Origin of the sequence: Parabacteroides timonensis, assembly GCF_900128505.1 — a bacterium.
Lineage (GTDB): Bacteria > Bacteroidota > Bacteroidia > Bacteroidales > Tannerellaceae > Parabacteroides > Parabacteroides timonensis.
Genome location: NZ_LT669941.1, coordinates 2,255,114 through 2,276,397, shown reverse-complemented (window position 1 = coordinate 2,276,397; position 21,284 = coordinate 2,255,114). Strand labels below are relative to the sequence as shown.

The following is a 21,284-nucleotide window of genomic DNA, read 5'->3' as shown; positions in this document are numbered from 1 at the left end:
AAACAATCAGATGGAAAAGAAAAACAAACAAAGCTTATTCGCCGCCCCGAACGGTAAATCATATCTACTGCCTTTTATACTTATCACCAGCCTGTTCCTTTTGTGGGGATTCGCTCACGGATTGCTCGACGTACTGAACAAGCATTTCCAGGGCGCATTCACCATGACGAAGGCCGAAAGCGGATTGGTGCAATTCTCTACTTATATCGCCTATTTCCTGATGGCTCTTCCTGCGGGAATGTTTATGAAACGCTACGGATATAAGAAAGGTATCATCCTCGGCCTGTTGTTGTTTGCAGCCGGCGCGTTCGCTTTCATCCCGGCAGCGTTCCTGCATTCGGCTACGCCTTTCCTGGTCGCGCTGTTCATCATCGCCTGCGGACTGTGTATATTGGAGACGGCAGCAAATCCGTACTCCACGATTCTGGGGCCGTCGGAGTCGGGCGCACAGCGTCTGAACCTCTCGCAGTCGTTCAACGGATTGGGGTGGATACTCGGGCCGTTGGTCGGCGGGGCATTAATCTTCGGAGGTGCTGAGGGCGATGCTTTTGCATTGACAAAGCCTTATATACTCGTAGGAAGTATCGTGTTACTGGTTGCCGTCCTCTTCTTCTTTACCCGCCTGCCGGAAGTGAAATCGGAGGATCAGGAAGAAACCCCGGCGGATGTGAAATTGCCTGCCACCAGCATTTGGAAACACCGCCAGTTCGTGCGTGCGGTCGTTGCCCAGTTCTGCTACTGTGCGGCGCAGACCGGGATTTTCAGTTTCTTCATTAACTATGTAACGGAGCTCGACCCGCAAATGACGAATATCGAGGCCTCACGTATCCTGGCTTTCGGTGGTATGGCGTTGTTTATGATCGGTCGCCTGTCGGGTAGCTTCACGATGAAATGGATGTCGCCCGGTAAGCTATTGACCTGGTTCGCTTTGGCGGATGCCGTTTGTATGGCCCTCGTGGTTGTCTCGGCCGGAACGGTTTCTTTGTATGCGCTTTATCTTTCTTTCTTCTTTATGTCGATCATGTTCCCGACCATCTTCGCATTGGGTCTGGAAGGTATGGGTGGCTACACCAAGAAGGCTTCTTCTTATATCGTGATGGGAGTTGCCGGTGGCGCATTCAGTCCTATGTTGATGGGGTATATTGGAGCGGAAAATATGGCAATCGGTTTCTTTGTACCGCTGGTTGCTTTCCTTTATATTCTTTATTTTGCTATTAAATGCAAATAAATTTATACAATATGGTACGTCCCAAATAGAGAATCAAAACCTTAACATTCTTTTTCCAATTCTCCGGAGAAAGAAAAAAACAATTGTTAAAAAATAGTGGATAAATTGTACTTTGTGACTTGAAAAATAAAAGGCACGAATGTTAATTGGCATGACTAAAAATAAGGGTCGTTTTTTTTAGTCACTGCAAAGCTAGTGAGAAACTTTTAAAATACAATAGCTTTAAAGAAAAAATAATCCTTGATAATCAATTTTTTCGGGCTTGAAATTTCGTTCAAATTTTCATCGCCTGTACTCCCCTTAGAATGACTAAAAAAAACGACCGTTTTTACTCGCCATTTTTTCACCGGCTCAGTAAAGACAATTTAACAACTCTCTGATGAAAATAAGCGACATAAACAACCAAAAGAGAACACAAAAACAAATATTCCTTCGCCTTGCAAATCCCGCTGCAACCCTAAGTCAATATTCGCCGAAGTTCTACGGTCAGAAGTTACGCGATGATAATCTTGCGAAAAAGTCGATCAACGAAATTGATCTATCCCCAAATTGCTCGCCAAACCTCTACGGATATGGTCGTTTTATTATAAAATATTCATCGTATGCCTACGACGAAGCTAAAAACATATTTTTGCAGTTCCGTAGGTATATGGAATATGTTCAACGGCATTTTTCGCTTTCCTGTAGACCTATGGAATGTATTAAACAGCATTTTTTGCCTCTCCGTAGATGTACAAAATGGCCAATTCCATCTTTTTTGCTACTTCGTATCCCTACGACGGCAATTTTCACCAAAATTAGTTGAACCGTAATATTACGGAGAAACACATATAACCAATTTTATTAATCTTAAAAAGAATACAATTATGGCTAAGATTCAGTCTTTCCCGAAATCACGTTTAAGAAACGGCGAATTATTAGATGCAGCAAAAGCAATCATTCTGAAAATGAATAATACTGACGGAGTCGTTGAGCCGGTTAAATCGTTTTTCGATGTTTTTAGTACCTGTACGGATGATTTTGCATATAGCATCGTCAAACGTTCTATAAATGAATATACCGCAGAAGTCAAGAAGTTGAAAAGTGAGAATGTGGATAACCGGAGCGTCATTTTTCGTGTTGTAGACGGTTACAAAAAATCACGTATCGACGAAAAACGCAGGGCAGCAATTTCTTTGTGGGCAGCAATCAGCGGTTTTAGGAAATGCCGTAATCTCTCAATCGAACATCTGATGCAGGATACCGATCTTTTCATTCAACTGCTTGAATCGGATATCTATAAAGAAAAAGTATCGCTACTCGGACTTACCGATCAGTTGGGCTCCCTTAAAACAATCAATACCGAAAGTGCGGAATTTGTCAATAAAAAGATCACACAGGCCGGGTTAAGGAACCGTCCCCGCAAGCCGGAACTTACCCGTATCGATCTCTGCAAGGCATACGAGGAATTGGTGGACGAACTAAATTCTTACACTCGCCGCAATGGCAACGACAAATATTTCAATCTCTTCGTCTGGTGGAACGCCATGATTGATGAATACCGTATCAAGCTATCCGACCGTTACGGCAAGAACGCCGGAGGCACACTCGATGGAGGTAAAAGCAACATCCCATTTCCCGGTAGTGGCAGTGGCGACGACGACCGCCCCGTAATAGAATAAAACGATTGATAATCAAAAAATAAATGCAAATAATAATATAAAAATAGAGGATGAGCTATTTACAACCTAACACAGAATTAGAATATACCCTATTGACAAAATTGATGGGAGTAAGCGTAAGTATTCATTTACTGGATATACATCTTACCCTTCTTTGGGCAAACGATTCCTATTACAAACTGATAGGATACCCTAAAGAAGAATATGAAGCGCTTTTTCACAATCAGCCGGATTTATATCTGGCTGATTGTCCGGAAACGGCTAAAATGATAACCGATAAAATTTACAATGCTATTGAAAACCAGACGAATGGTTACGAGGTAGTAGTCCGTATGCCGGTAAAAGGCGGCATGAAATGGGTAAAGATAGCCACAACGTTCACCGATCAGCTTGTCGACGGTGCTAATATAGCCTATACGGTCATGACCGACATTGACTCTAGTATGCAGGAACAACTTATCAAATCGATCACTTATGAAAGTATTCCCGGATTTGTTTCCCAACAGAAAATCTGCCGCGACGGACGTCTGGTACTGCTCGAAGCAAACAAGAAGTTTGCCGATTTCGTCGGCCTGGATGAAAGGACAGTGACCTCTTACGTCCCTTTTTCCTCCATATCGGACGATGAGAAGAGCATACTCAATCAAAATATCCTTCGCATGCAGCAAGGCGAGCCCGTCTACTTTACGTTTCACACGAAAGATAAGAATGGCATGAAAGCCTGTATGCAGATCAACGGAAGATGTATCCGGTGGGAAGGCGACGAACCTGTTTACCTCTTCGTCTACATCGACATCACGGAGCAGTTTGAGTTGCAGAAACAGCTCAAACTGCAATCTATACAATTGCAGGAAGCGTTGAGGCAGGCCGAGAAGGCCAACAATACCAAATCGGATTTCCTCTCCAACATGAGTCATGATATCCGTACTCCGATGAATGCGATCATGGGAATGACAATGATTGCAAAAGCCCATATAAACAATCGGGAAAAGGTTCTCGACTGTCTGGGTAAGATAGAAAGTTCGTCGAAACTGCTTCTGAGCCTGATCAACGAGGTACTGGATATGTCGAAGATAGAAAGTGGTAAACTGGTATTGTCGAAACAGGATATCAATATCGGCGTCTTGCTCGAGGATTTGATTGTTATGATGCAGCCGCAAATCCGAAGCAAACAGCATTCCCTGCATATCTATATGCAACATTTTAAACATGAAAATGTGTGGGGCGATTTGCAACGTATCAACCAGATATTGATGAATATACTCTCCAACGCTATTAAATATACTCCGGAAAACGGCCTGATAAATATAATGGTAGAGGAAGAGGAACTGAATGGGAAAACCGGAATGTACAAATTCATTTTTGAAGACAACGGTATCGGTATGAAGCCTGAATTTCTCGACAAAATATTCCTCCCTTTCGAACGCGCCAACGATGACAAAATTGCAAATATCCAGGGTACCGGCCTGGGGATGTCTATCAGCTACAAAATCATAAAAATGATGGGCGGAGATATAGAGATAGAAAGCGAATACGGTAAAGGATCGCGTTTTACGATCAGTATTCCTTTATCTTACAGGGAACAGATAGCCGATGAATGGATCGATACCAACAACAAAAGTATCCTTGTGATCGACAATGATGAATTAGCTTGTATCACCACCTGCCACTATCTTGACGAGATAGGTGTCCCCTGCGAATATGTCTGTTCCGGCCCCGAGGCTTTGGAAAAGCTCGAACAGAACTGTCTGGAAGATAAAGATTATTTTGCTATCATTGTCGATCTGAAAATGCCAGGCATGAACGGTCTGGAAACAATCCGGCGTATATGGCATATATCGGGAATACATATCCCGATCATCATCCTTTCCTCCTACGATATCGAAGAGTATGAGGAAGAAGCACGCGCCATGAAGGTCGATGTCTGTATGACAAAGCCGGTCTATAAATCGAAGTTGGTCCGTATATTAAAGTCTTTTACCCACGAAAGGAAAAAGGAAGGGACACCGGATAACGTATTCAAACTGTCTGATGCCGACTATTCCGGCAAGCGTATCCTGTTAGTCGAAGATAACGAGTTGAACCGTGAGATAGCTGTCGAGATCCTCTCGTCTACCGGTGCTACGGTCGATACCGCCACGAATGGACTCGAAGCGCTAGAAATAATGATCAATGTCTCTATCGACTACTACAACCTGATCTTTATGGATATCCAGATGCCAGTGATGGATGGTTATGAGGCAACACGGAGGATCCGTCTCCTTCCGCACCTGAATATGACTCGTATTCCCATCGTCGCTATGACTGCGAACGCTTTCTCGGAAGACATTTTACATGCCGTCAAAGCCGGGATGAACAACCATTTGTCGAAACCTATTGACATAAAGGCCTTAATGAAGGTTCTAAATACATATCTGCGCTGACTAAGGAGTGTACTGACGGCAAGCGAGCCGCATGCCCTATCCCTGCCCCTTAACTAAAACCTTTTTCTCTACTCCTTATGGGGCAGGGGGCGCAGATTTTTTCTTTTACTATCAAAAGTCAGTAATAGGGTAGAAGCTGAGACGTCAATATATAGAATAAATTTCATCCGTACAATATAAAATAAGGTCTGACGTTTTTTTATAAAATACCGATAGATAAAAATTATATGAAGAATCATTGTTTTGTGTTTAGCCTGTTATTGATATTTGCTTTAGCCTCATGTTCAAATGATGACGATCCGAAAGAGCGAGTTGTGAATGAGTCGAAACCGGTCGTTACGAGATCGGCGAGGAATGATAGTTTGTATGTCAAAGGATACAACACCTATTATACAACGGATGAATATCGGGGAGCTTTCCCGGAGAATGTGGTTAAAGACCTTGGTCTTGAAGGTACGTATGTCTATACGATTAATCAGGTTTCGGTAGTATTTGCTATTGAATCAAATTATTTATGCAGTTTTCCTGAAAATACAGGAGAACAAGGATATAATGATCTTGAATTATCAACTAGGTCAGTAATCATGTCAACTCCTTCGGTAAGAGATGGAATATCTTATTATCGGTTATATTCCTATTTCATTCACATCATAGATAGTTCCGACGGAGAACAAGACCGTTGGATACCATGTCCACCGGAGGAATTTTCTTTAAAATTTTACTTATGGGATAAGAATCAGATAGAAAAGCAATAAAAAACAGGATAACTCAAAGTCTTGTCTATAACTATTAAGTAAAAAAATTATATGAAAAATAAATCTTTAGTATTCAGCCTATTGTTTATGTTCCTATTAATAGCATGTTCAAATGATGATGATGAATTAAAGGAACACATTATCTACAAATCGAATCCGGAAATTACATTTTCGACAGACGGTGATACCTTATATATTAAAGGATATAATACCTGTACCTCTGTCAATAAACATAAAGGTAAATTACCGGATTCCATCGCCGCCGAATTTGGATTGGATAAGAAATATATTTACATCATCTATAAGGTTGTTGTCGAATCATCCGAAATTTTAGGAGAAGATTGCCTTTTTTCCTCCCCGCTGAATACAGAGATGGAAGGATATAAAGATCCCGAACTGTCAGGAAAAGGATGTATCCAGTCGGGATATGTAACAGAAAATAAAAGATACGGAAATGTCTCGACCTATTTCGTCAATGTAACAAAAGAAGTCGGAGGAGAAGAAATGAATTTGTGGCTACCTTATCCCCCGGAAGATATTTATTGGAAATGCCGATTGTTCGACACAAATAAAGAGTAATTTATCTCCGCCCAGGACGAAAAAATATCCAGTACCACTATTAACGCAACGCATATTTTATGCTTCAAGTTACTGGACTTTATAGATATCAAACATTTATAACGTAATAATTTGACATTCTGTTAAATATGATAATTCAACGGCTGTGACGATTTGTCACAAAATGAATACGATTTGTCACGAACCAAAACCTATTTAATCATTACATTTGTCTATTCAGCTACACAAATAGAAAGAACTTTATTTTATATACTTTATATTATGAAATTGATTATTTTATGTTTCACTATCTTGTTTCTTCCGTTATCACTGTCGGCAGAAGGAACGGATTTTACTATTGAAGGGGGAACGCCCGTAAGCGATTACGAATATAAGAATGACACATGCACTATCCTGACAAGTACTAAATTAACAATCTCCGGGACGACTACAACGGATAATATTATTATAAAGAAAGGGGTTACGGCAAATATAGTATTAAATAGTATAAATATAAGCCTGTCGAATGTGGATGGTAAATCAGCCATTGATCTGAAAGAAAATGCAACACTTAATTTGACGCTTACCGGTACAAGTACACTTACCAGCGGAAATGCAGTAGCCGGTATTCATCTATCGAATGGTAGTAATTTGATAATAACAGCAGAATCGGATGGACATTCGCTGACGGTGACTGGGGGAAATAATAGTAATAATAATGGCTATTCCGGTGCCGGTATCGGTAAAAATCCTCAGGAAGAAGGTAATGCGACCCTAAAAATAGAAGGTGGTAATGTGACAGCTAATGGAGGCGAAGCGAGAGGATACAGGGGAACATCAGGTGATGGTATTGGCAAAAATGTAAAAGAAGGATTAAGTCATTTAACGATTGATATTACCGGGGGAAGTGTAGTAGCTAATGGAGGGTATAGTTTGTGGACTAGCTATGGAGGAAATGGAATAAATGGTATTGTTCGGATAAAGGGAGGAAGTGTAACGGCTCGAGGTAAATCCTCTGGATTTGACATAACCGGAAATGTAACGATTGAAGGTGGAACAATAACAGACTGTGTTTTTAGAGTAGAGGTAATTATTAAAAGCGGAACATTCACAAACTGTACTTTCTATGGAGAGACAACTGTTCAAGGTGGAACATTCACAAAGTGTCGTTTTGAAAGGGTTGCAATTATTAAAAGTGGAACATTCACAAACAGTTATTTTGGTGGAGAGACAACTGTTCTGGATGGAACATTTACAAACAGTACTTTCTCCGGAAAGAGCTTTTTAATGAATAAAGGAACGATTAATAATACAGATGGAAATAATATATCAGCAAAAAATATAACTATTCAAGGAGGAACTATAGAGATTCAACTACCACAAAAGAATAATACAACTTCTGCAATTGAAGGAGAAAATATTTTAATTAGTGGTGGAAATATTAATGTTAAAGGAGGCTCAGACCCCGATAATGCAAATGGAGGCGCAGGTATTAAAGTTCATAAAAATAATACGCTGACTATTACAGGAGGATATTTATGTATAGAAGGAGGTAGAGATTGTGCAGGTATTGGTGGAAGAAAAGAGAATGACTGTGGAACTGTTATTATTAAAGGGGGTACTATAAAAGTAATAAAAGGACCTAGTGGTGGAAGTTCTTCAATAGGTGGAGGATATGCGAATGAGAATAATGGAACATTAAATATTGCAGGAGGATCATTATATACAAGTGGAGATATCAATGCAACGATTGAAAATGGAGTTCTTCTAGGCATAACTCCTGATATTGCGAATGCAACCGATGTTTCGGTAGATGGCAAACCTTATTATATTAGTGGAAATCATGATGGATATAATAAGTTATATCTTTATATGACAGGAGAAGATCATACAATAACAGTGCGTACAAGTGATAATAATATTACGACTTATCAAGCGACTTATAAATCGGATGGTGTAGATGGCGATGGAGCTGGTAAAGGATATTTTATATTTGATAGTGGTTCTTTATCAACACCCGACAAGAACTCTTCTGTTGCTTTTAATTCATCTAATTATGAAATGATTTACGGTACAGACAATCTAACAGTAATATTAACGGTGACAAATAAAGCAACAAAAACCCGTAGTGCCGCTATGAACAGCGTGCAACTGACATTAATAGATGAAGAGAAGACTGTTTTATTGTCTGACGAGAAAGACGTTATCGCAGATGGTGAATATGAATTTGTGTTTGATGCAAATAAACTCAATGTAGGTACTTATACATTAACTGCTCAGTATGGAGGAAGTAGTGAGAGTAAGACATCTGACAAAGTTGATGTACCATTGACTATTATTCCGGCTGAAGGAACTAAAGCTCCCGAATATACAGATCCTGATCCAACGGCGACTTATAAAGATAAATTAAGTGATATTCAATTACCTACGGGATGGACATGGAATGAATCAGACATAGAGATAGAGGTAGGCTCTGTCGGTGTGAATACATTTGCCGCAATCTTTACACCTGCGGATATAAGTAACTATAAGGTGGTTTCAAAAAATCTATCCGTAACTGTGAATCCTTTACTTGTAAGTAAGTTGGATGACCCAAAAGTGATATCGCCCGAGCTAGTGACTTATGGCGTAAAGCTATCTGAGATAAAAATTACTGATGGGTGGGAGTGGAAAGATGGAAATACCCTACCGGAAGTTTGGTTTTGGGATGGATATCCGGCTTATTATGAAATAAAAGATTATATAAATTATGATTGGAGCAACATAAGTGGCTATAATGAAAGTCTACATCAAGTAATAAGAAATATTAGGCCAAATGTAGAAAAAGCTTATTTAGATGCAAAGGATTTTATATTCACACCTCCGGAAAATCTGATTTATGATGGTGAGGGAAAAGAGGCTAAAGTAGAAGTGAGGAATAAAAATATGGCTAATGTTGATATTTATATCACTTATTATGATATTGATAAAAATACTGTATATGGTTTACCCAAAGATTTGGGAACATATACAGTATCAATTAGTTTTTATTCTCTAAACTATGCTATAAGAAGTTCTGACTTGACCGATCCTGATTGGACATTCAGCATCAAAGAGCAACATAATATAACTATCGCTTCTTCGATAGTAAACGGTACAGTCACAGCGGATAAAGAGAAAGCGACCGAAGGAGAAACCATTATCTTAAAGGTTAATCCTGCTAGTGGATACGAACTCGAGTCTTTGTTTTATACTCAGTTGTCTGATGGAGCAACTATTCCCATCACTAATAAAAGATTCGTTATGCCTGAAAGTGATGTAACGGTAACAGCTATGTTTAAAGAAAAGTCTGTTGATCCAACTCCGGTCTATTATACCATTACTCTTCCAGCTATTGAAGGTGCAATAACCAATCCTCCGGCTGATCGCCATGAGGTAAAAGAAAGAGATGACTTCGGTTTCTATCTTGCAATAGAGGATGGTTATCGCGAAAGCTCTGTACCGGTAGTTACAGCTGATGGTGATGTGATAACGCCGCGTATGTCTGACGGAAAATATATCATTCAGTATATTCGTGAGGATATAAATATCGAAATCTCCGGTATCATTCCAGATAATGATACCGCGAATGCTTCACTGTCTTCAGGCTTCGGTATTTCAACATCCGACGGTATCCTTTGTGTGACGGTGCCGTATGCAACGCGCATGTATCTGACTGATACTGTTGGGCGCCTGCTTCTCAGCCGGCAGCTTTCGGTAGGAGATACTTATATTGAAGGGTTTGCAGTTGGTGTTTATGTCATCATCTTTGAAGGTCAGAAAGGTAAGAAGATCTTGTTGAAATAAGCTGTCCGTGGCTATCATTCCAACAAAAAAGGCAATCCGGTTACACAAATAGAAAGAACTTTATTTTATATACTTTAATATTATGAAATTGATTATTTTATGTTTCACAATCCTGTTTCTGCCCCTATCTCTGTCGGCAGGAGGGACTGATTTTACTATTGAAGGGGGAACGTCCGCAACTGATTACAAGTATGAGAATAACACATGTACTATCCTGACAAGTACAAAATTAACAATCTCCGGGACTACTACAACGAATAATATTATTGTAAAGAAAGGGGTGACGGCAAATATTGTATTAAATAGTATAAATATAAACCTGTCGAATGTAGATGGTAAATCAGCTATTGATCTGAAAGAAAATGCAACGCTTAATTTGACGCTTGCCGGTACAAGTATACTTACCAGCGGAAAGGCAGTAGCCGGTATTCATCTATCGAATGGTAGTAATTTGATAATAACAGCAGAATCGGATGGACATTCGCTGACGGTGACTGGGGGAGATAATAGTGATTGGGAAGGCTATGCCGGTGCCGGTATCGGTAGAAATCCTCAGGAAGAAGGCAATGCGACACTAAAGATAGAAGGTGGTAATGTGATGGCCAATGGTGGGGAAGCGTCTGCAATGTTTGGTAAACCTAGTGATGGCATTGGTAAAAATGCAAAAGAAGGATTGAGTCATTTAACGATTGACATTTCCGGGGGGAGTGTAGTGGCTAATGGAGATAATGGAGGAAATGGAATAAATGGTATTGTTCATATAAAGGGAGGAAGTGTAACGGCTAAAGGTAAAGGAAGTGGAGTTGACATAACCGGAAATGTAACAGTTAAAGATGTAACAATAACAGACTGTACTTTTGGAAGGGAGGTAATTATTAAAAGTGGCACCTTCACAAACTGTACTTTCACTGGAGAGATAACAGTTAAAAATGGAACATTTAATGATTGCATCTTTGATGGAAAAGTCTTTTTACATAATGGCTCATCTATCGGTACATCATTTATAAAAGGTTCAGATTGTTATATATATGATGGTAATTGGACTTTTGAACCAACTAAGTTTATTACAGCAATTAACAGTACCAATGTTTATATTTATGGAGGAATTGTTAAAGCTTTTGGTGGACAAAACAGCGCCGGCATTGGAGGAAATAATACACAAAGAGGAAATAACGTTACAATATATGGAGGATATGTTATTGCAAATGGTAGTTTGGGAGCCGGTATCGGTGGCGGAGATGGGTATTCTTGGGGTGGTCAAGGGGGTACAACAATAATTTATGGAGGAACTGTTGTTGCTACTGGCTGGCATGGTATTGGTGGAGGAAGAGGAGGCGGTGGTGGTCTTCAAGATAATCATGGCACAACTAGAATATATGGAGGTTCCATTAAAGGAACTATTGGTGGTCAGCCAATAACAACTGATGATCAACCTGTTTATTTAGGTAAATTGGAGGTTCAAAATGTAACTGATGTTTCAGTAGATGGTAAATCTTATTATATTGATCGGAATATAGATGAGGATGATAATCTTTATTTATATATGACAGGAATTGGACATACTGTAACTGTGCGTACAAGTGATGGTAATGTTATGACTTATAACGCGACTTATGTATTGCACGGTGTAGATAACGACGGAACTAATAAAGGATATTTTACATTTAATATCGGTTCCTCAACAACACCCACTGATAACTCTTCTGTTGCTTTTAATTTATCCAATTATGACATAATTTATGGCACATATAAGCTAAAAGTAACATTAACGGTGAAAAATAAAGCAATAAGAACCCGTAGTGCCGCTATGAACAGCGTGCAACTGGTGTTAACTGATAAAGAGAATAATGTTTTATTGTCTGATCAGAAAGAAGTTACTGCAGATGGTGAATATGAATTTGAGTTTGATACAAAAAAACTCAATGCAGGTACTTATACATTAACTGCTCAGTATGGAGGAAGTAGTGAGAGTAAGACATCTGACAAAGTTGATGTACCATTGACTATTATTCCGGCTGAAGGAACTAAAGCTCCCGAATATACAGATCCTGATCCAACGGCGACTTATAAAGATAAATTAAGTGATATTCAATTACCTACGGGCTGGGTATGGAATGAATCAGACACGGAGATAGAGGTAGGCTCTGTTGGAGTGAATACATTTGCCGCAATCTTTACACCTGCGGATATAAGGAACTATAAGGTGGTTTCAAAAAATCTATCCGTAACTGTGAATCCTTTACTTGTAAGCAAGTTGGATGACCCAAAAGTTATATCGCCCGAGCCAGTGACCTATGGCGTAAAGCTATCTGAGATAAAAATTACTGATGGATGGAAGTGGAAAGATGGAAATACCCTACCGGAAGTTTGGTCTTGGGATGGATATCCGGCTTATTATGAAATAAAAGATTATATAAATTATGATTGGAGCTACATAAATGGCTATAATGAAAGTCTACATCAAGTAATAAGAAATATTTGGCCAAATGTAGAAAAAGCTTATTTAGATGCAAAGGATTTTATATTCATACCTCCGGAAAATCTGATTTATGATGGTGAGGGAAAAGAGGCTAAAGTAGAATTGAGGGATAAAAATATGGCTAATGTTTATATTTATATCACTTATTATGATATTGATAAAAATAATCTATATGGTTTACCCAAAGATTTAGGAACATATACAGTATCAATTAGTATTTATTCTACAAACTATGCTATAAAAAGTTCTGACTTGACCGATCCTGATTGGACATTCAGCATCAAAGAGCTACATAATATAACTATCGCTTCTTCGATAGTAAACGGTACAGTCACAGCGGATAAAGAGAAAGCGACCGAAGGAGAAACCATTATCTTAAAGGTTAATCCTGCTAGTGGATACGAACTCGAGTCTTTGTCTTATGCTCAGTTGTCTGATGGAGCAACTATTCCCATCGCTAATAAAAGATTCGTTATGCCTGAAAGTGATGTAACGGTAACAGCTACGTTTAAAGAAAAGCCCGTTGATCCAACTCCGGTCTATTATACCATTACTCTTCCAGCTATTGAAGGTGCAATAACCAATCCTTCAGCCGGTCGCCATGAGGTAAAAGAAAGAGATGACTTCGGTTTCTATCTTGCAATAGAGGATGGTTATCGCGAAAGCTCTGTACCGGTAGTAACTGCTGATGGTGATGTGATAACGCCACGTGTGTCTGACGGAAAATATATCATTCAGTATATTCGTGAGGATATAAATATCGAAATCTCCGGTATCGTTAAAGATCAGGCAACCGATAATATGCCGTTACCTTCGGGCTTCAGTATCTCGATAACAAACGGTGTCTTTCGCGTGACAGTGCCGCATGCTACCCGCCTGTACCTGACCGATACTGTCGGCCGCCTGCTTCTCAGCCGGCAGCTTCCGGCAGGCGATACCTATATCGAAGGCTTTGCTTCCGGTGTTTATTTTCTTGTGTTGGAAGGTCAATGCGGACAAAAGATTATATTGAAATAGGTATTTCTGATAATAACTAAAACAAAAATCAGCAAAGTGTCCGAATTTTCGGATGACTTTGCTGATTTTGAATAATGTGGATGAGTTACAATACGTCTATCTATCTATCTATATATATATAGTGTCTAATTAATATATATTACTGTAACATCTGATACAACTTGTCGAGCTTCGGAGCCATGATGATTTCCGTACGGCGGTTCTTGCTGCGGCCTTCGGCAGATTCGTTGTCGGCAACAGGCATATACTCGCCGCGTCCGCTAGGCTGTATCTGCAACGGGTTCACACCATAGTCTTTGGTCAGGATACGAACTACTGATGTCGCACGTATCACGCTCAAATCCCAGTTGTCCTTGAACTGTGCCGTATTGATCGGCTTGCTGTCCGTATGCCCTTCGATATATACGTCTATATCCGACTGCTTGTTGAGGACTTCCGCCAACTTTGCCAGCGCTTCCTTGCCACGCTTGTCTACACGCGCGCTGCCCGATTCGAACAATAGCTTGTCGGACATGGCGACATATACCTTGCCGTCTTTTTCCGTCACCGTCAACTCGTCGCTGCTGAAACCTAACAATGCATCCTTTACACTGCTTAATAACCGCTGCACCTTCTCATTCTGCGCATTAATCATATCCTGCAATTCGTTGATCGTCCGTTCCCGTTCGTTCAACTCCTCCATTTTCTGACTTAGCAGACTGTTCAGTTTGTCCTGCTGCGTCATGTTCGAGTTCAGCATCGTCTGGTAATTGCGGATGTTGGTACCCAGCCGAGCCGTGTCCCGTTGCAGTGCGGCCAACCGTTCATTCAGTTTGTCACCGGTATCTTTGCAGTCGACAAGCTGTTCCTGCAAAGCATTCCCGCGGCCGATGGCTTCCAGCCGCCCATTTTCAGCCTCTAAGTATTTCTTTTTCGTTACACATGATGTGCAAATCAGCAGTGCGGAGACTGCTATGAATATCAACTTTCTCATTTGACAAATAATTTTTGTGCAATGTAATATATATTACACTTTACTTGTATCCGAATTAAGATATTTGCGAAGAATTAAACTATAATTAAGGCTGTATGAAGATAAAAGAGATCATAAACACGATTCTCCCCACGAAACGACACAAGCTGTTTGCTATTATCGCCGGGGGAGCCATCTGTGGTTTGGGCTTTTACACATTCTATGTGTCGAGGGCCTGGAGTTACTTGTCCGATGAGCCGTCTACCTGTGTGAACTGCCATATCATGGGGCCTTACTATGCCACCTGGAGTCATAGCTCGCATAGCCGGAACGCCACCTGTAACGATTGCCATGTACCACACGAAAATGCTGCCAAGAAATGGTTCTTCAAAGGCATGGACGGCATGCGGCACGCCACCGTATTCATGGTGCGAGGGGAACCGCAGGTGATTAAGGCGATAGACGAAAGCGCGGAAGTGATAATGAACAATTGTATCCGTTGCCATACGCAACTGAATACGGAATTTGTGAACACCGGCCGTATCGATCACGAAATGGCTATGGCCGGTGAAGGGAAAGCCTGCTGGGACTGTCACCGGGAAGTGCCTCACGGAGGGCTTAACAGCCTCTCGTCGACTCCCTCGGCCATCGTGCCTTATCCTAAATCGAACACGCCGCAATGGCTGAAAGACATGCTTAAATAAAGACGAATAATAAAAAATCGACGAATATGGAAAAGAAACTTAAATCATGGCAAGGATGGGTGTTGTTTATCGGGACAATGGCTGTCGTTTTTGTACTGGGTGTACTGGCTGCTTCCATCAACGAACGAAGGGCAGAAATCACCAGTGTAATGAATAATAAGAAAGTGGAGATAGAAGGTATCGAGGCGGTCAACGAAAAGTTCCAGCCGAACTATCCGCGCGAATACGAGACATGGACGCAGACGATGGATACGTCTTTCCAGAGTAAATACAACGGTAACCAGGCAGTTGATGTACTGGCCGCACGTCCTGAAATGGTGATCCTGTGGGCCGGATATGCTTTCTCCAAGGACTATTCTTCTCCCCGCGGACACATGCATGCTATCGACGATATGCGTCATACACTGCGTGTAGGTTCCCCGATGACACCCGACGAAGGCCCTCAGCCGGCAACTTGCTGGACTTGTAAGAGCCCGGATGTTCCCCGCATGATGCAGGCCGTAGGTGTGGATAATTTCTATAAGGCGAAATGGGCTGCTATGGGTGACGAGATCGTGAACCCGATCGGTTGTGCCGATTGCCACGAACCGACTACAATGAACCTGCAGATCAGCCGTCCGGCTTTGATCGAAGCTTTCCAGCGGCAGGGACGCGATATCACCAAAGCGACCCAGCAGGAAATGCGCTCGTTGGTTTGTGCACAGTGCCACGTGGAATATTATTTCAAGGGTGATGGTAAATATCTGACTTTCCCCTGGGATAAAGGTTTCACGGTGGAAGATATGGAAGCTTATTACGATGCAGAAGGCTTTGCCGATTATACGCATAAACTGAGCAAAGCGCCGATCCTGAAGGCACAGCATCCTGATTACGAACTGTCGATGATGGGTATCCACGGACAGCGTGGTGTATCCTGTGCCGATTGTCATATGCCGTACAAGAGTGAAGGTGGTGTGAAATACAGCGACCATCATATCATGAGCCCGCTTGCCATGATAGACCGTACTTGTCAGGTTTGCCACCGCGAAAGTGAAGAGACTTTGCGCAACAACGTTTACGAACGGCAGAACAAGGCAAACGAAATGCGTAACCGTCTGGAGGCAGAACTAGCCAAAGCACATATCGAAGCGAAGTTTGCCTGGGACAAGGGAGCTACCGAAGCACAAATGGCCCCTGTCTTGCAGTTGATCCGCCAGGCTCAATGGCGTTGGGATTTCGGAGTGGCTTCTCACGGCGCTTCTTTCCATGCTCCGCAGGAAATACAACGTATTCTGGGCAATGGTCTGGATAGAACGATGCAGGCTCGTCTGGCAGTTTCCAAAGTATTGGCTAAATTAGGCTATACGGATGAAGTTCCTATGCCGGACATCTCAACAAAAGAGTTGGCACAGAAATATATCGGCTTGGATATCCCTGCCGAACGCGAGGCAAAAGAAAAGTTTCTGAACACTGTCGTGCCCGAATGGATTAAAGAAGCAAAAGCAAACAAACGTTTAGCAGATAAGAGCTGATTATGTGGAAACAACCGTGGGGATATACCGAAGGGTGGGCTATTAGTATCGGCCTGTTTATTACCGGTGTCGTTCTGCAACTGACGACCGGGAAGGTGGATGCGACGCTTTTCCAGTATCCCCTCAATGCCTTAACGGGTGGAGTGTATTTGTTTTTCTTGATAATGGTTTATGTCGTGAGCCGTAAAGCCGTTGCCTTGCAATGGTTTTACAGCTTAACGGCGAGTATTACGTCTTTGACGGCCTGGATGATTTTGGTTATCATCATGGGACTGACCCGACAGATGGCTCCTTCCGCAACGGTTACTCACGGAGGACTACTGTCAGGGTTGGGTTTCATGCAAATGACGGTTTCATGGCCTTTTATGTTGCTGTTCCTTTATTTCCTGTCTGTATTGGGACTGGTCACGATCCATAAGATCAGCCGTTTCCGTTGGAAAGATACCCCCTTTATATTGAATCATGCCGGCCTCTTCATCACGCTGTTGGCTGCTATCCTCGGTAACGGTGACCTGCAACGTCTCCGCATGACGGCCTCCCTCGATGGCCCCGAATGGCGAGCTACCGACGAAACCGGCGAAATGGTGGAACTTCCTCTGGCTATCGAATTGAAGTCATTTACGATCGACGAATACCCTCCCAAACTATTAGCGATAGATAATACGACAGGTAAAGCCTTGCCGGAAAACAATCCGGAAAACGTATTGGTGGAAAATGCTCCCTTCTCCGGCAGTTTACTCGATTGGGAGATTGAAGTCACTCATTCGCTACCGATGGCTGCTTGTGTACGTAGTATCGATACCTTAAACTTTGTCGCTTTCCACTCCGAAGGTGCTACTACTGCTTTAATGGTAAAAGCCCGGAATAGGGTGGACGGAACGGAGAAAAGCGGGTGGGTCAGTTGTGGTAGTTTCATGTTTCCGTATGTTTCCCTGCCCTTAAGTGATTCTGTAAGCCTGGTGATGCCGGAACGCGAGCCCAAGCGTTTTGCTTCCGAAGTGACTGTTTATACCCAAAGCGGGGAACGGACAGATGCACTTATCGAAGTGAACAAGCCGTTAAGTATGGAAGGGTGGAAAATCTATCAGCTTAGTTATGACGAGGCTAAAGGAAAATGGAGCCGTACGAGCATCTTCGAACTGGTCAGGGACCCGTGGCTTCCGGTTGTATACGCCGGTATCCTGATGATGTTACTTGGTTCTGTCTGTCTCTTTGTTTTAGCCCCCGGGAACAAACTGGGGAAAATGGCCGCTAACGATACAAAAACTGTGTGATTATGGAATGGAGTCATTTTATATATTTCGCTTTGCCCGCCGTGGCTTGCTGGTCGATAGGGGCAGCGATGGCATATCGTCCGAATAGATCCGGGCTGGTGCTTCTGTGGACAATCCTGGGGCTGGCAATCTTTATGACATTTATTGTCGGAATGTGGTTGTCGCTCGAACGTCCACCGCTCCGTACAATGGGGGAGACGCGCTTATGGTATTCTTTCTTTCTGCCGGTAGCCGGGATCATAACGTATATACGTTGGCGGTATAAATGGATTTTATCGTTTAGTACGGTTTTGTCATTTGTATTTATCTGTATCAATATCTTTAAACCGGAGATACATAACAAGACGTTGATGCCTGCTTTGCAAAGTCCGTGGTTTGCTCCACACGTTATTGTCTATATGTTTGCATATGCGATGCTAGGGGCTGCGGCTGTCGTTGCCATTTATTTATTGGTTCGTTCAAGGAAGACTGCGATCGATCCGAATGTGATGAGCCTATGCGATAACCTGGTATATGTAGGAACCGCTTTCCTTACTATCGGAATGCTCTTCGGGGCGCTCTGGGCCAAAGAGGCTTGGGGACATTACTGGGGCTGGGACCCGAAAGAAACATGGGCTGCTGCTACGTGGCTGGGAAATCTATTATACATTCATTTCCGGCTTCATCGGCATACACGATATAAGGCGGCTCTCGGATTATTGGTATTTGCATTTGTCCTGCTGCAAGTTTGTTGGTTCGGCGTGAACTACCTCCCTTCGGCACAGGGTAACAGTGTACATGTCTATAATATGGAATAAAAGTATATTAGTATAATATTGAACTTATAAAAACTTAAAGTATAATCAATATGAAAACACACATGATTGTATTGTCCGGATTACTATTACTGGGTTCGGTATGGATGAAGGCTGACGAAAATGAAACAGCTAAAGATAAGGAGAACACATTCTCCATGAGTGCCCAGATACGTCCACGGGCAGAATATCGGAATGGTGTCTTATTCCCTCGTAGTGAAGGGGCGGAAGCAGCAGGGTTTATCAATAACCGTGCCCGTCTGTCGATGAATTATGAACGCGAACGCTTGTCGATCGGTCTTTCCGCACAACATGTCGGCGTATGGGGACAAGATCCTCAGATTGATAAGAATGGACGTTTTATATTGAATGAAGCCTGGGCTCAGCTTGATTTTGGTTACGGCATTTTTGCAAAACTTGGTCGCCAATCATTGATCTATGACGACGAGCGTATTCTGGGAGGATTAGACTGGAACGTTGCTGGCCGTTATCATGATGCATTGAAACTGGGATATGAAAATAAACAGAACAAACTTCATTTGATCCTGGCCTTCAATCAGAATGATGAGAAAACGATCGGCGGAACGTACTATGCTGATGGAGGACAACCTTATAAGAACATGCAAACCCTGTGGTATCAACACACTTGCAGCAAAGCCTTCAACGCTTCTTTTATGTTCATGAACTTAGGACTGGAAGCGGGCGATCAGAAAACCCAAAAGTCTGATACAAAATACATGCAGCTATTAGGTACAAACCTGTATTATACACCGGGTGACTGGACTTTTGGCGGTACATTCTACTATGAATTCGGAAAGAATAAAGCCGACCGTGATGTCTCAGCCTTCCTTTGGGCATTAAATGCTGCTTATAAAATCGACTCTCGTTGGAGTGTTGGCATTGGAAGTGACTACTTAAGCGGTGAAAGCAATGCATCAGGAGCCGATAGCAAATACAAAGCTTTCGACCCGTTGTATGGAACTCATCATAAATTCTATGGTGCAATGGACTATTTCTATGCTTCCGGTTTTATAAATGGACTTAATCCGGGTCTGTGGGATAATCAAATAAAAGCAGCCTTTAAAGCCTCTCCGAAAGTAAACTTATCACTGGCTTATCATTATTTTTCAATTACCAGCGATATTCTAACAAATCATGAAGTAAAGTTGGATCGTGGTCTGGGTTCTGAAATCGATCTTCAGGTAGATTGGCAGATCATGAAAGATGTCAAACTATCCGCCGGATATTCAACAATGTTCGGAACTTCAACAATGGAAGTTGTTAAAGGTGGCAGCAAAGACAGTTGGCAAGACTGGGGTTGGTTGTCATTAAACATAAACCCACGCATATTTATGGCGAAATGGTGATTTGTCAGTGTCGGAAATGTTCTTAACTTTGTGTAAACATTTCCGACACTAAATCGATGCTGAATGAACATAACCGATATCTTTAAAATACCGCTCTTCAGGAACTTTACGCAGAAGATGCAGGAAGACTTCCTTGAAAATCTTGAGTATACGCTGGAAAATTACCCAAAAGGAAAAACTATTATCCATCAGGGATCTCCCTGCCAGGCTATACATGTATTGCTGGAAGGTAAACTGAACGTTGATGTTGTCGATGTGTCCGGAGTAGAAGTTCGGGTAGAGGTGATCCAGGCCCCACGAACCTTTGCAACACCGCATGTCTTTTCTGAAAAGAATCTCTTTCCTGCCACATTCTCAGTGGAGGAAGATGTCGTACTGATGAAGATAGCCAAAGACTCTTTTTTTAAGATGATGCATTCAATGCCTCTATTGCTCCATAACTTCCTATGTGTAAGCACGAGTTGTAATAAATGTACTATGACTCGTCTCCGTGTCTTGTCTTTCCGTGGAATCCGCAGCCGCTATATCTATTATTTATTGGATCACCTGAAAGAGGGAGAAGATATAGTGGATATGGAACACAACCAAGTGCAGTTAGCTGAATATTTCGGTGTAACGCGGCCGGCTCTATCCAAAGAAATAGGTAAACTGGTCGATAGTAACTTTATCAGTATTTCCCGTGGAAAAGTAAAAATATTGAATAAACAAGCCTTGATCAGCCTGCTTTAGATTTCAT

The 21,284-nt window shown here is 41.8% G+C and carries 14 protein-coding genes; 13 read left to right on the top strand and 1 reads right to left on the bottom strand.

The annotated features are described in order from the left end of the window. Nucleotides 1-10 precede the first annotated feature (10 nt). The 7 genes from BQ7394_RS16725 to BQ7394_RS16690 all read left to right on the top strand — a co-directional run bounded on the left by BQ7394_RS16725 (nucleotide 11) and on the right by BQ7394_RS16690 (nucleotide 13,946). Nucleotides 11-1,228, top strand: coding sequence for a sugar MFS transporter (locus tag BQ7394_RS16725; protein WP_075558470.1), 1,218 nt, complete (start codon nucleotides 11-13; stop codon nucleotides 1,226-1,228). Between the two features lie 866 nt (nucleotides 1,229-2,094). Then, nucleotides 2,095-2,889 (top strand): DUF6261 family protein, encoded by a 795-nt coding sequence (locus tag BQ7394_RS16715; protein WP_075558468.1) that lies wholly within the window; start codon nucleotides 2,095-2,097, stop codon nucleotides 2,887-2,889. A gap of 50 nt (nucleotides 2,890-2,939) precedes the next feature. After that, nucleotides 2,940-5,312: a response regulator gene (locus tag BQ7394_RS16710; RefSeq protein ID WP_075558467.1), complete on the top strand. Its 2,373-nt coding sequence runs from the start codon at nucleotides 2,940-2,942 to the stop codon at nucleotides 5,310-5,312. A 227-nt stretch (nucleotides 5,313-5,539) separates the two neighbouring features. Next, nucleotides 5,540-6,067 carry a hypothetical protein gene (locus BQ7394_RS16705; RefSeq protein ID WP_075558466.1) on the top strand — a complete coding sequence of 176 codons (528 nt, stop codon included), beginning with the start codon at nucleotides 5,540-5,542 and terminating at the stop codon, nucleotides 6,065-6,067. 51 nt (nucleotides 6,068-6,118) lie between these two features. Next, complete coding sequence (locus tag BQ7394_RS16700) at nucleotides 6,119-6,646, top strand: hypothetical protein (protein ID WP_075558465.1); 528 nt, start codon at nucleotides 6,119-6,121, stop codon at nucleotides 6,644-6,646. Between the two features lie 261 nt (nucleotides 6,647-6,907). Beyond that, entirely contained in the window at nucleotides 6,908-10,450 is a 3,543-nt protein-coding gene (locus BQ7394_RS16695; protein WP_075558464.1) for an InlB B-repeat-containing protein, read from the top strand. An 82-nt stretch (nucleotides 10,451-10,532) separates the two neighbouring features. Next, nucleotides 10,533-13,946 carry an InlB B-repeat-containing protein gene (locus BQ7394_RS16690; protein WP_075558463.1) on the top strand — a complete coding sequence of 1,138 codons (3,414 nt, stop codon included), beginning with the start codon at nucleotides 10,533-10,535 and terminating at the stop codon, nucleotides 13,944-13,946. 139 nt (nucleotides 13,947-14,085) lie between these two features. On the opposite strand, the gene BQ7394_RS16685 is transcribed toward BQ7394_RS16690, so the two are convergent. After that, nucleotides 14,086-14,919, bottom strand: a complete 834-nt coding sequence (locus BQ7394_RS16685) for an OmpA family protein (RefSeq protein WP_075558462.1) — start codon at nucleotides 14,917-14,919, stop codon at nucleotides 14,086-14,088. Nucleotides 14,920-15,014: 95 nt separating this feature from the next. Here BQ7394_RS16685 and nrfH point away from each other — a divergent pair, with 95 nt between their 5' ends. From nrfH to BQ7394_RS16655, 6 genes are all read left to right on the top strand, one after another. After that, nucleotides 15,015-15,602 carry a cytochrome c nitrite reductase small subunit gene (gene nrfH / locus BQ7394_RS16680; protein ID WP_075558461.1) on the top strand — a complete coding sequence of 196 codons (588 nt, stop codon included), beginning with the start codon at nucleotides 15,015-15,017 and terminating at the stop codon, nucleotides 15,600-15,602. A gap of 26 nt (nucleotides 15,603-15,628) precedes the next feature. Then, a complete protein-coding gene (nrfA, locus tag BQ7394_RS16675; RefSeq protein ID WP_075558460.1) occupies nucleotides 15,629-17,113 on the top strand; it encodes an ammonia-forming cytochrome c nitrite reductase in 1,485 nt (494 codons plus the stop codon). 2 nt (nucleotides 17,114-17,115) lie between these two features. Further along, the gene (locus BQ7394_RS16670; protein WP_075558459.1) at nucleotides 17,116-18,387 is read left to right on the top strand and encodes a cytochrome c biogenesis ResB family protein; all 1,272 of its coding nucleotides are present in this window, start codon (nucleotides 17,116-17,118) and stop codon (nucleotides 18,385-18,387) included. Between the two features lie 2 nt (nucleotides 18,388-18,389). Beyond that, on the top strand, nucleotides 18,390-19,184 hold the full coding sequence (ccsA, locus tag BQ7394_RS16665) for a cytochrome c biogenesis protein CcsA (RefSeq protein ID WP_075558458.1): 795 nt from the start codon (nucleotides 18,390-18,392) through the stop codon (nucleotides 19,182-19,184). A gap of 50 nt (nucleotides 19,185-19,234) precedes the next feature. Continuing rightward, nucleotides 19,235-20,548, top strand: coding sequence for an alginate export family protein (locus BQ7394_RS16660; protein ID WP_075558457.1), 1,314 nt, complete (start codon nucleotides 19,235-19,237; stop codon nucleotides 20,546-20,548). A gap of 63 nt (nucleotides 20,549-20,611) precedes the next feature. After that, nucleotides 20,612-21,277, top strand: a complete 666-nt coding sequence (locus BQ7394_RS16655; RefSeq protein ID WP_075558456.1) for a Crp/Fnr family transcriptional regulator — start codon at nucleotides 20,612-20,614, stop codon at nucleotides 21,275-21,277. Nucleotides 21,278-21,284 lie beyond the last annotated feature (7 nt).